This is a genomic window from Pseudomonas sp. XWY-1, assembly GCF_002953115.1.
Taxonomy (GTDB): Bacteria; Pseudomonadota; Gammaproteobacteria; order Pseudomonadales; family Pseudomonadaceae; genus Aquipseudomonas; species Aquipseudomonas alloputida.
Genome location: NZ_CP026332.1, coordinates 3,486,135 through 3,499,063, shown reverse-complemented (window position 1 = coordinate 3,499,063; position 12,929 = coordinate 3,486,135). Strand labels below are relative to the sequence as shown.

Here is a 12,929-nt window from a genome sequence, read left to right as displayed (position 1 = left end):
GCCGCGAAGCGGCGCTCGCGGTTACGCGTTTGCCTGCACGCTGCGCCCTTTTGCCAGATAGGCATTGAACTCATCTTCCGGCACCATGCTGCCCCCCGTTCCCCAGACAAGATGGGTGGCCTGCTGCAGCCGGGCTGGGGTGAAGCCTTGGCGAGCCAGGTACTCGCCGGCTTGCAGCACCCGTAGCATACCGGGTACGCCGGCCAGGGCAGAAGGTTCCAGTTTGACCTTGTCCTGCTCATGGGCGATGACCATCAAACGGTACAGTTCTTCGTCGGTCACGGTGTAGTAACCATCGATCAGCCGCTGCATGGCTTTGCCGACAAACCCTGATGGGCGCCCGACCGCCAGGCCGTCTGCGGCGGTGACGTTGTCGATGCCGAAGTCCTGCACGCAGGTTTCATCATGCAGGCCGGTGTAGACACCCAGCAGCATGCAGGGGGAGTGGGTGGGCTCGGCAAAGATGCAGTGCACCGCATCGCCGAACACCAGCTTCAGCCCGAATGCGACACCGCCCGGGCCGCCCCCTACGCCGCACGGCAGGTACACGAACAACGGGTGATCTGCGTTCACCTGGATGCCAGCCTGGTCGAATTGCCGTGCCAACCGTTCGGCGGCGACGGCATAGCCGAGAAACAGCTGTGGGGAGTTTTCGTCGTCGACAAAATAACAATTGGGGTCTGAGGCTGCCTGCTGGCGACCCTGCTCGACCGCTACGCTGTAGTCGCACGCGTGTTCTACCACGGTCACGCCGTTGGCCCGCAGCTTGTCCTTCTTCCATTGCCGGGCGTCTGACGACATGTGCACGCTCACCTTAAAACCCAGCTTGGCGCTCATGATGCCAATCGACAGCCCCAGGTTGCCGGTTGAACCCACGGCGATCGTGTACTGGCTGAAGAATGCGCGGGCCTGGTCGCTCGCCAGTTTGGTGTAGTCATCCGTTGGCGTGATCAAGCCGGCCGCCAAGGCCAGGTCTTCGGCGTGCTTGAGCACTTCATGGATACCGCCCCGGGCCTTGATCGAACCGGAGATGGGCAGGTCACTGTCCGCCTTGAGCCACAGGCTGCCTGCGTTCTGCAGTGATCCTTCTTCGACAAGCACCCGGCGCAGCTGTGGCAGCGGGATGACAGGCGACTCGATGACCCCGCCGGCAGCGGCTGTTTCGGGGAACACGGTGGCCAGGTAAGGCGCGAACCGCTGCAGCCGCGCGCTGGCCGCTTGCACGTCGGCAGCCGTCAGGCCCACATCGTGCAGGGCTTCTGCAGCCTTGGCGATACCAGGGTTGAACCAGCTGGTCTGCTTCAGGGCAACCAGCTCGGCGATGATCGGGTGGCTTTGTTGCCAGGCTTCCAGGGTTTTTCCGTGAATCATGATTTCACCTGCAGTGCAGTCTGTGGGCCGCCAGCAGCAGTCTCGTGACAGGGGGAAGGGGCAGAATAACCCACGGAGTCTCGAACATTACACATTGGCTTTACTGAGGTGTTGCCTGTACCGGCCCCTTCGCGGGCTCGCTCGTTCCCACAGGACATCACAGCCTTCAAGGCTTGCACAGTACCTGTGGGAGCGGGCAAGCCCGCGAAGGGGCCGGTACAGGCAAAGGATCTGATCCGTTTGCTTGTTCAGCCATAAGGCGGCGCTGGCAGTTCGGCCAGCAGGGTTTTCAAGCCGTCGCTCCACTGCCTGCGAATCTGCTGGTAATAGGCATCGTCGCTGGTAATGCGCTTGCGCGTCATGCTTTCCAGGCTGTTATTGCGGTACACCAGCAAGTCCAGCGGCATGCCCACCGACAGGTTGCTGCGGATGGTGGAGTCGAACGAAATCAGGCCGCAGCGCAGCGCTTCATCGAGCGGCGTGCGGTAATCCAGGTTGCGGTCGAGTATTGGCCTGCCGTACTTGCTTTCACCCAGTTGCAGAAACGGGGTGTCCGGTGTGGCCTGGAAGAAATTGCCTTGTGCATACACGTTGTAGATGGCCATGGGGCCGCCGGCTATCTGGCCGCCGACGATGAATGAACTGCTAAGGTCGATATCGGCCGTGAGCTTGCTGCGGTCTCTTTTGACCACCTCGCGCAGGGTGTCGGCGACCAGCACCGTTGCATCGTAGAGCGTGGCAACGTTCAGCAGGTGGGGGCCGTTGCCCTGGGTGCGTTGCTGCAGCAGGTTTACCACCGACTGCGAGGTCGCCAGATTGCCGGCGGTCTGCAGCACGATCAGCCGCTCGCCTGGGACGCTGAAGACGAACAACTTGGTGAACGTGGAGATCTGGTCGATGCCGGCATTGGTGCGTGAGTCGCTGATGAAGACAAGCCCGTCCTCCAGGTGCATGGCGACACAGTAAGTCATGCGGTTTCCCTTGTGTTGCGTGTGGAAGGGTCTTGCCGCACTCGCGCGGCAAGACCGGTCTGAAGCCAGCCTGTCACTGGCGATGCACGTGAACGCTGGCCTGCATCGATTCGGCGCCGCCGCCGCGGCGTACGCCCCTGACCGGGCAGGCATCAAGGTAGTCCAGGCCCACCGCCAGCTTCAGGTGACGCTCTGGCCGGGTCAGGCGGTTGGTAATGTCGAAGCTGTACCAGGCATCGTCGACCCAGGCTTCGGCCCAGGCGTGGCTGGCCAGGTGTTGTTCATCCTCGGTGCACAGGTAGCCGGACACATAGCGTGCCGGTACCCCCAGGCTGCGTGCGCAGGCCAGGAACGCGTGCGTGTGGTCCTGACACACGCCTGCGCCACCGTTGAAGGCTTCGATGGCCGTGGTGCCCACCGATGTGGCCCCAGGGCTGTAGGGCATGTGCTCGGCCAGGCCTTGCATCAGCCCGATCAGTGCTGCCCGGTCGCGGTGACTGCCACATTGCCGGACGGCGAAAGCAGTCAGGGTGTTGTCGGCCAGCGTCAGGTGGCTGCCGCGCAGGAACGGCAGGGGCGACTGGCTCTCGGTTTCGTGTTCGCAATCCGGGTCGATCTCGACCTGGCCGTGTGCGGTAAGCGCCAGGTGGCCATGGGGTTTGTCCAGTGTCAGCACATGCAGGATGTTGCCGTAAGGGTCGATCTGGCCCTTGACCTTGCAGGGCAGGTCCAGTTGCCATTGATTGATACGCTGGCGTTCGCTGCTGCGCGGCGTCAGGCGCAGGAACTGGATACTGTTGCACACGTCGCTGGCATAGCTATAGGTCGTGTCGTGGCGAATGGACAGTTTCATACAACCTCCAGGTAGGAGTGATGGACGGCCTGGCCCAGTTGGTTGATGCGGCCGATGAAGTCGCTCAGCCAGGGGTGCAACCCTGCATCGAGGATTTCGTCGATTGCGGTGTAGCGCAGGCGCGCGTTCAGTTCGGCGGCCATGCGCTGGGCGGCACGCCCGGTACTGCCCGGCAGGCCCGCCAGGATCAGGTCCAGTTCCTCGATGCAGGCATGCAGCGAGCGCGGCACGTCCACCCGCAACAGCAGCAGCTCGGACACCGGCCGGGCGCTGGGCGCGGCGCGATAGAGCTCGTTGAAGGCCTCGTACGAGGTCAGCGCGCGCAGCAGGGCGCTCCATTGGTAATAGCCGCGGGCAGAGTCGTCGCTGACCTCTTCGGAGGCCTCGCCGAACATTTCATAGCGCGAATCGAGCAGGCGCAGGGTATTGTCCGCCCGCTCCAGGAAGGTCCCCAGGCGAATGAAGCTGTAGGCATCGTTGCGCATGATGGTGCCGGAGGTCGCACCGCGGAACAGGTGCGATCGTTCCTTGACCCAGTCGCAGAACTGGCTGATGCCATAGCGACCCAGGCCATTGCTGGCAATGTTGCGCATTTCGATCCAGGTGGCGTTGATGTTCTCCCACATGTCGGCGGTGATACGGCCGCGCACTGCATGGGCATTGGTCCTGGCGGCCTGCAGGCAGCAATAGATGCTGCTGGGGTTGGTGGCGTCGAGGGCGAAGAAGTGCAGCATGCGCTCGGTGTCGAGTTCATTGTGCCGACGCAGGTAGTCGTCCAGCATGCCCGAGGCCATCAGCGACATTGCCAGTTCGGCATGGCCGTCGCTGCGCCCGGCCTGGGGCATCAGCGACAGCGAGTAGCTGACCTCGAGCATGCGCGCGAGGTTTTCTGCACGCTCCAGGTAGCGGGACATCCAGTAAAGGTCGGAAGCGGTTCGCGAAAGCATGGCTCAGTCCTCCACCACCCAGGTGTCCTTGGTACCGCCGCCTTGCGACGAGTTGACCACCAGCGAGCCTTCCTTGAGCGCCACGCGCGTCAGGCCACCGGGCACCAGGCGGGTTTCACTGCCCGACAACACGAACGGGCGCAGGTCGATGTGACGCGGTGCGATGCCGCTGTCGACGAAGGTCGGGCAGGTTGACAGGCACAGCGTCGGTTGAGCGATATAGGCGTGCGGGCGGGCTTTGATGCGCGCGCGGAAGTCCTCGATCTGGGCTTTGGTCGAGGCGGGCCCGACCAACATGCCATAGCCGCCGGAACCTTGGGTTTCCTTGACCACCAGTTCGGGCAGGTGGGCCAGTACATGGGACAGGTCCGCCGGCTTGCGGCATTGCCAGGTCGGCACGTTGTTCAGGATCGGTTCTTCGCTCAGGTAAAAGCGGATCATGTCGTCGACAAAGGGGTAGATGGATTTGTCATCGGCCACGCCAGTGCCGACGGCGTTGGCCAGTACCACATTGCCGGCGCGGTAAACCGAGATCAGCCCCGGCACGCCCAGCATCGAGTCAGGGTTGAAGGACAGCGGGTCGAGGTAGTCGTCGTCCAGGCGACGATAGATCACGTCCACCTGGTGGGGGCCGGCCGTGGTGCGCATGTAGACATGCTCATCGCGTACGAACAGGTCGGCGCCTTCGACCAACTCGATGCCCATTTCCCGGGCCAGGAAAGCATGCTCGAAATAGGCGCTGTTGAAACGGCCGGGCGTAAGCAGCACCGCGGTAGGGTTGTCCAGTGGGCTGGCGCTCTTGAGCGTGTCCAGCAGCAGGTTGGGGTAGTGATCGATGGGCGCGATGCGCTGGGCGGCAAACAGTTCGGGGAACAGGCGCATCATCATCTTGCGGTCTTCGAGCATGTAGCTGACGCCGCTGGGGGTGCGCAGGTTGTCTTCCAGCACGAAATAGCTGCCATCGCCGTCACGTACCAGGTCGACACCGGCAATATGCGCATACAGCCCACGGTGAAGGTCCAGGCCCTGCATGGCGATCTGGTAGCCCTCGTTGGCCAGCACTTGCTCTGGCGGGATGATGCCGGCCTTGAGAATGCGCTGGTCTTGGTAGATGTCCTGCAGGAACAGGTTCAGTGCCTGTACCCGTTGAATGCAGCCACGCTCGACCGTGCGCCATTCGCTGGCGCGGATGCTGCGCGGGATGATATCGAAGGGGATCAGGCGCTCGGTATCCTGCTTGTCGCCATACAAGGTGAAGGTGATGCCTGCGCGGTGAAACAACAGGTCGGCCTCGCGCCGGCGCTGTTCCAGCAACTCCAGCGGGGTGTTGGCCAGCCAGCGGGCGAACTCCTGGTAATGCGGGCGGCAGTTGCCGTTCGCTTCGTACATTTCATTGAAAAAAGCCCGGGACATACCCACTCCTTGCCGCCGTTGCCGGCAGCTTCATTGCGGTTCATCTGCGTCTTTCAGGGTGCTGCCTTGCTGGGGTAAGTGGGAGCTGTGTCTCGCGTTAACCTCGGTCTCGGTAGATTGCCTGTGCGTTGAGCACAATCAGTCTGTGCAATAAAAGTGCCGAACACGCCTGGCGGCTCTGGGGGGCGGGAAATGTGAGGGGCACAACCGATGTGAGCTGCCTGGCCGCAAGGGCCGGCGCATCAAAAAAGGGCGCTATTGATCCGGGCGCGGCTTTTGAACCGAAATGGGGCGCAGGCCGGTACCTGGCGGGCGAAAAAGGGAGTATTCCGGGTGCATGACGTGGGGCGGAGGGGGCATGCATCGAGCGCCGCGCGGGCGGCACTCGATTGCGCGAACGCTGAATATCGTGAGACGGGCGCCTTCAGGGCGTCAGAGGCAGGCGTAGACCACCAGCTCCACCAGCATTTCTTCCCGGGCGAGGCCCGCCACCACTACGGCCGCGCGGTTGGGGTAGGGTGCCTGGAAATACTCGGCGTACACGGCATTCACAGTCGCCAGATAACGGCGGTCGGTCACGTAGATCAGCACCTGGGTCACGGCATCCAGCGAGCTGCCAGCGGCTTCCAGGGTGTGGCGCAGGTTGTCCAGTGTCTGGCGGGCCTGGGCCTCGATGCCGCCGGCAACCACCTGGCCCTGCGTATCGATTGGGATCTGAGCCGTGTACAACGTACCGTTGCCGACGACCGCCCATTCCAGTGGCGCCCTGGAGGCGAACAGCTCGGTCTTTATCGCATGCTTCATGGGTTGTTTCCTCAGTGGCAAGGGTTTTCAGTCGGCGTCGCTGCCGCCGCCTGCACCGTGGCGGCGTGAGGCATCGGTGCTCTCGACAAGGATGTGTTCGGCCAACTGCCTGAGCCTTTGCCAGGTATGTTCGTTGACTGTAAAACCTTGCTGCAGTGTGCGCTGCGGGTCGCTTATTGCCTGGGCGGTCTGGCCTGCTCGGGTGAACAGCACCGTTACGTCCTGCGCGGCCGCTTCAATGCCCCGGGGCCGGGCTTCACTGCTCAGTTCCGGGCGCGGCATGCCTGCGGTAAAGTCGGCCCAGTGGTATTGGCGGGCGTCCTCCCAGCGGGCTTGCACGTGCAGCCCCTGCACAGCTGCCCGGCTCAGGTAGCCCAGCAACAGCAAACGGTTGTGGCAGTGGCGTATGCGCAGTTCAGCCTGACCACAGCGCATGGCCTTGGCTGCCGCCAGTTCCACCACCGTGGCGGCGCAGCGCAACACGCTCTGGCCCTTGGCGTCGATCACCAGCAGGGCGTTATCCTCATGGCACAAGGCGTATGGCCGTGCAGCTTCGGCTTGCAGATAACGCAACGCCTTTTCCAGTGCACCGACGCCATCGAGCCCCTGCAGTTGCAACCAGCCCACGAGTTCGGCGGCATCCTCGCAGTCGCCCGGGGCGAAGCCCATGCCTTCGAATGCCTTGCGGCACATCACCTGTATTTCGTTAAGCGATACGCGCATGGTCAAAACTCCCTTTGCGGCATGACTGCGAAATTCCAGTCGTCTGCGAACGGCTGACCGATGTCGCTGACCAGCGGCGCGCCTTGGAACAGCGTGATACGCACCCAGCGGCTTGACTTGGGGTCGAATTTCCCCGCGCCGAAAAATGCCAGTTTGCAGCGCAGCAGGTGAATCGGCAGCATGTCCCGGGCCAGCAGATTGGCACGGATTTCACCGTAGTTCGTTTTTGCCATGCCTTGCAGGCGGCGTACCGCGCCCTTGAACATCGGTTGGGCGATCAGGAAGTGAGCGGTCAGCGCCTGAGGCTGCAGTTGCAGGTGCTCCAGCAGCGCGCCATGGCACTGCTGGATATTGCGGGCGATACCCAGCTGCATTTCTTTTTCGGCCCCTGGCTCCTCTGCGCGAATGCCCAGGCGCGGCTCTTCTTTTTCAGCTGAGCGGTACCAGAAGAAGTGCTCCGCATCGGCAGCACTGAAGTCGTAGCGCAACGCCCAGCCATACTGCTGCTCGATGAGCTGGCGCAGTTGCCCAAGGGGCATCTGGGCGTCCAGCTGCCAGCTTTCGTTGACCCCCATGTGCTCGGCCAGGGGCGTGACCTGCTCGGGGTACAGCTCCAGCAGCAGGCTGACCAGAAGCTCCTGGCAGCCCACCCCCGTGTGTAATTGCGCCCAGGCCAGCAGGCGCGGCCAAAGGCCCGCGCCGTCGGCTTGCGTGCCAAGCCAGGTAGCCAGTAAAGCAAGCTCGGCCAAGGTTTGCAGGTTCTGCTCATGCTGGCGCTGGTCTTCGGTCCGGGACTGGCTCAGGTGCAACTGGGCGCGCGCCAGCAATTGCTGCAGGCGCGCCAACGGGGCGGGCTCCGCCGACTGCGCCAGCACCAGGGCCAGGGCCGCTTCCCGCGTACTGATCCAGTGCTCCACCAGTTGAGGGTGGTTGATCAGAAAAGGGGCCATTCCCAGCCCGGTCGCGTTGCCGACCCCCAGGTAGCGTTGAAGGGCCGGGGCCAGTTGCACTGCCCGCTGCGGGGCGAGTGCCTGGGCCATGTGGTTGATCTGCTCGATGCTGAAGTGACGCAGCAGGTAGACGGTGAACATCTGCGCGCTGAACGGCTGGTTGAAGTCCGGGTTATCTTGCAGGCAACCAAAATCGGCGATGCCGAACTTGCCGTTACCGTAAACAGCTGTAGTGCGATACAGGTAGCCGACTTCAGCCAGTTGCTGTGGATCGGGCTGGCGACCTTCTGCCAGCGCCGCCAGAAACCGGTCGAAATTGCGCAAGCTACGGTTGGCCCGCGACAACACCAGCACGCGTGAATCGAAGCGGCCGGCTTCCTGCAGCGGCACGTTGCGTTGCAGGTCGGCCAGCTGTGCCGAATCGACATCGCCGGCCACCAGCACGAAGCTGACGTCCCACTGGTCGGCGATGACCCGATCGCTGCGCTTTTCCGGCGGCAGGTAGGCCGAGAAGATCACGCAGTGGTAATGGCCGTTCGGCGTTTCGATGCGGTAGATCGCAGTGCCGAAGCCTTGGCCATCGAGGTCGAAACAGCTGCGCCGGATTTGCCAGCGCTGTTGCATCATCCGCCGCATGCTGCTGCGCACGAAGCTTAGCGGGCTCTGGAAGTGGCTACCCAGCCGGGCCAGGTCCATGACTTGGCTGGCAGGGCGCAACGCGGGTATTGCAGGCACGCTGTTGGGCATTGTTGTTGTACCTGGATGGATCATGTTCAGACGCCTTGTTCACGGGCCATGTGTCGAGCGATGCGCACGGCATCCCACAGGGCTGGCAGGATCACCAGCGACACCGGCACCGCGGTGATGACAATGAAGGATTGCAGGGCCGTCACACCGCCTGCGCCAATGGTGATCAGCACCACCGCCGCCAGGCCCATGCCGATTGCCCAGAAACCGCGCAACCACTTCTTCGGTTTATCGTCGCTGGACATCGCCAGCGCCACGGTGAAGGCCATGGCGTCGCCATTGGTGGCCACCGAGATGAAACTCAGGAACAGGAACAGCGCGCTGACAAGGCCACCCAGTGGCAGGTTCTGCGTCACTCCCAGCAACAGGTCTTCAGGCTTGGCGCCATGGGCGGTGACGCTGCCTGGCGTTTGCAGCTCCAGGCCGATCCCGGTGCCGCCCACCACGGTGAACCAGAACATGGTCACCAGCGGTGCGATGATCGACAGCGTCATGATGATCTCGCGGATGGTGCGGCCCCGCGAGATCCGCGCGACGTACAGGGCCACCATGGGCGCATAGCCGATGAACCAGCCCCAGTAGAACACCGTCCACCAGTCCAGCCATTTGGGGTCGGCGCGGAACATCGTCAGGGGGATGAAGTGCTCCACGTGCAGGGCAAAGGCCGCCGGGAAACCGCTGAGGATGAACAGCGTCGGTCCGAATACCACCATGAACAGTGCCAGGCCGATCATCAACCAGACGTTGATTTCGCTGACAAAGCGGATGCCTTTGAGGCCCACCAGGCACGAGACAGTGTACATCGCGGTGACCAGGACGATGGTCAGCGACTGGGTGACGATAGTGTTGGGCAACCCCCAGGCGGCGTGCATGGCGCTGCTGATCTGCAGGCCAAGGAAACCGATCGGACCGATGGTGCCGGCCACTACCGCGATGATCGAGGCAGCGTCGGCCAAGGTGCCGATCGGGCCCTTGAGCGCTCGCTTGCCGAACAGGGGGTAGAGCAGGGTACGCGGCGCCAGCGGAAGGCCTTTATCGTAATGCAGGTGCATCAGCACGATCGCCAGCAGGCTACCCAGCACGGCCCAGGCCAGGAAACCCCAGTGCACGAACGATTGCGCCAGTGCCGCGGTGGCCGCTGCTTCGCTGTGCGGTTGCAGGCCGGCGAAGAAGGGCGGTGGGCTGGCAAAGTGCATCAAGGGTTCGGCAGCGGCCCAGAAGGCGCCACCACCTGCCAGCAAGGCGCACATGATCACTGCGATCCAGTTGAAGGTGCTGACGTCCGGGCGCTGGGTGACCCCGCCCAGGCGTACACGCCCGCATCTGGAAAAACCGATGAACAGGCTGACGGCGAAGGTTGCCAGCATCAGCACTTGCCAATAGAGGCCAAAGGCCTTTGTCGACCAGGCGAACAGGGTATTGACCAGCGCCGACACGGTGTCGATGTCGATCAGCGCCGCCAGCAGGAAGGCGCCGAGGAATCCGCCGCTGATCAGGAACAACGGCCAGTCGATATCGCGTGCCATAGGCAGGCCCATGGCCTGGCCGTCGGCCTGCAAGGTGGTTGGGTTTTTCATGAAACCTCCGGAACCTGCGATTGTTTTTATTGTTGATGCTGTCCGTGCAAAGGGTTCAGGCCTGTGCCGTGGTGGCGGTCTCCAGCAGGCGCAACCAGTTCAGCCCCATGATGTTGCCCACGTCTTGCTCGGCAAAGCCGCGGGCGCGCAGGCCCTGGGCGATGTTGCGGAAGTCGCGGCTGTCGCGGAACCACTGCAAGGGCGCCGGCCAGTTGGCGTTGTCCCTGGAGCCTTCGCCGTAGTCCTTGTCCTTGCTCCAGCGGCCGTTGCGCATCCATTCCAGCACCGACAAGGGTTGCGCCTGGCACAGGTCGGTGCCGATGCCGATATGCTCCACACCCATCAGGTCGGCGGTGCGCGCGACCATGTCGCAGAAACTTTCCAGGCTACAGTCCGAGGCACCCTTGAGATGGAACGGGTAGGTGCTGAACCCCAGCAGCCCGCCGGACTCTGCGATCCCGCGTAGCACCGCATCGGACTTGTTGCGCTTGGCGGCGTGGAAGCTGGCAGGGTTGGCGTGGGAGATGATCACCGGTCGGCTCGACAGTTCGATGGCCTCAAGCGTGCTTCGCTCGGCGCTGTGAGACATGTCGATGAGCATGCCGACGCGGTTCATTTCGGCGATCACCTGGCGGCCGAAGCGGCTGATGCCGTTGTCCTCGCGCTCATAGCAGCCGCTGGCCAGCAGGCTTTGGTTGTTGTAGGTCAGCTGCATGACGAACACCCCGAGCTGGCGGAAAACCTCTACCAGGGCAATGTCGTCCTCGATCGGCGAGCAGTTCTGGAAGCCGAAGAAGATACCCACCCGGCCCTCCTCGTGGGCCAGGCGGATGTCGCTGGCCGTACGCACCGGGCGGATCAGCTCGGGCCATGTTTCGAAGCGGCGGTTCCACTCGCCCAGGCGCGACAGGGTTTCGCGGGCGTTTTCGTGGTAGGCGATGGTGGCGTGCACCGCGCTCAGGCCACCGGCCTGCATCTGCTGGAATATTTCCTGGCTCCAGTTGGAGTACTGCAGGCCGTCGATCATCAAGAGGTCGTGCATGGCATGTATTCCTTCAGGGCCGCAGGTAGGTGGTCTTGACCACGGTGTAGAAGTCGCGAGCGTATTGCCCCTGTTCCCGCGGGCCGAAGCTCGAGGCTTTGCGGCCCCCGAATGGCACGTGGTAGTCGGTGCCGGCAGTGGGCAGGTTGACCATCACGCAGCCGGTCTGGGCGCGGCGCTTGAAGTGGCTGGCGTGGCGCAGCGACTGGGTGATGATCCCGGCTGTGAGGCCGTACTCGGTATCGTTGAGCGTGGCCAGCGCCTCTTCAAAATCGCGCACGCGGATCACGCAGGCGATGGGGCCGAACACTTCCTCGCGGTTGATGCGCATGTCGTTGCGGCTGTTGATGAACAAGGCAGGGCGCATGTAGTAGCCATCGGAGGCCAGTTGCAGGCGCTCGCCACCTTCGATCAGGGTGGCGCCTTCGGCCTGGGCCAGTTGCAGGTAGGCCAGGTTCTGTTCCAGCTGGCGCGCGTCAGCTACCGGGCCGATCTGTACGCCAGCCTCCAGTGCATGGCCGACCTTGAGCTGGCGCATACGCAGGCGCAGCGCCTCGACGAAGCGGTCGTGGATGCCGTCGCAGACGATCAGCCGTGACGACGCGGTGCATTTCTGCCCGGTGCCGAAGAAGGCCCCGTTGAGCGCGCATTCCACGGCCAGTTCGAGGTCGGCGTCGTCCATGACCACCAGGGCATTCTTGCTACCCATTTCCAGCTGGCAGCGCACCAGGTTACCGGCGGTGGCCACCGCTACGCGTCGGCCCGTCTGCAGAGAACCGGTGAACGTCAGGGCATCGATCTCGGCGGACTGGATCAGGGCCTCGCCGACGTCGGCACCGCTGCCCATCACCAGGTTGAAGGTGCCGCTGGGCAGGCCCTGACGGCTGATGATCTCGGTGAGCGCCCAGGCACTGGCCGGCACCAGGTTGGCCGGCTTGAACACCACGGCGTTGCCGAAGGCCAGGGCCGGGGCGATTTTCCAGGCGGCGGTGGCCATGGGGAAGTTCCAGGGGGTAATGATGCCTACCACACCTACCGGCTCGCGATGCACTTCGATGTCGACCCCAGGGCGCACCGAGGCGGCAGTCTCGCCCATCTGGCGCAGCACTTCGGCGGCGTAGTAATGGAAGAACTGGCCGCTGCGATTGACCTCGCCGATGCCTTCGGCCAAGGGTTTGCCTTCTTCTCGCGACAGCAGTTCGCCGAGCTCTTCCTTGCGGGCGATCAGCTCGTCGCCGATGGCCATCAGCACTTGCTGGCGGTTTTCCAGGCCACTGGCGGCCCACAGGGGTTGAGCGGCGCGGGCGGCCTGGATGGCCTGGCGGGCCTGTTCGGCGCTGGCCTGATGGTACTGGCCGATCAGGTCGCCAGTGTCCGAGGGGCTGTAGTTGGCCAAAGTGGCGTGGCCTTCACACCACTGGCCATCGATGTAGTTGTTGTAGGTCTTGTGTGACATGGATGAACGCCTCCGTTTGCATGGCATTCATCATGCGAGCAATATGCAGCAAATAAAAATTAATAAAAAAAATGC

11 protein-coding genes are annotated in these 12,929 nt (G+C 63.3%); all 11 read right to left on the bottom strand.

Features of this window, described 5'->3' with window-relative positions:
- Window positions 1-21: 21 nt before the first annotated feature.
- A complete protein-coding gene (locus tag PRJ_RS16280; protein WP_020189940.1) occupies window positions 22-1,371 on the bottom strand; it encodes a D-serine ammonia-lyase in 1,350 nt (449 codons plus the stop codon).
- Window positions 1,372-1,619: 248 nt separating this feature from the next.
- Window positions 1,620-2,342, bottom strand: coding sequence for a proteasome-type protease (locus tag PRJ_RS16275; protein WP_014756324.1), 723 nt, complete (start codon window positions 2,340-2,342; stop codon window positions 1,620-1,622).
- Window positions 2,343-2,415: 73 nt separating this feature from the next.
- Window positions 2,416-3,195: a transglutaminase family protein gene (locus PRJ_RS16270; protein ID WP_020189941.1), complete on the bottom strand. Its 780-nt coding sequence runs from the start codon at window positions 3,193-3,195 to the stop codon at window positions 2,416-2,418.
- Complete coding sequence (locus PRJ_RS16265) at window positions 3,192-4,142, bottom strand: alpha-E domain-containing protein (protein ID WP_012052764.1); 951 nt, start codon at window positions 4,140-4,142, stop codon at window positions 3,192-3,194. Before PRJ_RS16265 ends, PRJ_RS16270 begins: the two co-directional genes overlap by 4 nt.
- Before the next feature lie 3 nt (window positions 4,143-4,145).
- Entirely contained in the window at window positions 4,146-5,555 is a 1,410-nt protein-coding gene (locus PRJ_RS16260; RefSeq protein ID WP_104961962.1) for a circularly permuted type 2 ATP-grasp protein, read from the bottom strand.
- Window positions 5,556-5,987: 432 nt separating this feature from the next.
- On the bottom strand, window positions 5,988-6,359 hold the full coding sequence (locus PRJ_RS16255) for a RidA family protein (RefSeq protein ID WP_003254071.1): 372 nt from the start codon (window positions 6,357-6,359) through the stop codon (window positions 5,988-5,990).
- A 27-nt stretch (window positions 6,360-6,386) separates the two neighbouring features.
- Window positions 6,387-7,082 (bottom strand): DUF3726 domain-containing protein, encoded by a 696-nt coding sequence (locus tag PRJ_RS16250; protein ID WP_104961961.1) that lies wholly within the window; start codon window positions 7,080-7,082, stop codon window positions 6,387-6,389.
- Window positions 7,083-7,084: 2 nt separating this feature from the next.
- Window positions 7,085-8,779, bottom strand: a complete 1,695-nt coding sequence (locus tag PRJ_RS16245; protein WP_104961960.1) for a hypothetical protein — start codon at window positions 8,777-8,779, stop codon at window positions 7,085-7,087.
- 26 nt (window positions 8,780-8,805) lie between these two features.
- A complete protein-coding gene (locus PRJ_RS16240; RefSeq protein WP_021782247.1) occupies window positions 8,806-10,356 on the bottom strand; it encodes a BCCT family transporter in 1,551 nt (516 codons plus the stop codon).
- A gap of 55 nt (window positions 10,357-10,411) precedes the next feature.
- Window positions 10,412-11,398: a dipeptidase gene (locus PRJ_RS16235; RefSeq protein WP_019436691.1), complete on the bottom strand. Its 987-nt coding sequence runs from the start codon at window positions 11,396-11,398 to the stop codon at window positions 10,412-10,414.
- Window positions 11,399-11,411: 13 nt separating this feature from the next.
- The gene (locus tag PRJ_RS16230) at window positions 11,412-12,854 is read right to left on the bottom strand and encodes an aldehyde dehydrogenase family protein (RefSeq protein ID WP_104961959.1); all 1,443 of its coding nucleotides are present in this window, start codon (window positions 12,852-12,854) and stop codon (window positions 11,412-11,414) included.
- Between the last annotated feature and the right edge of the window lie 75 nt (window positions 12,855-12,929).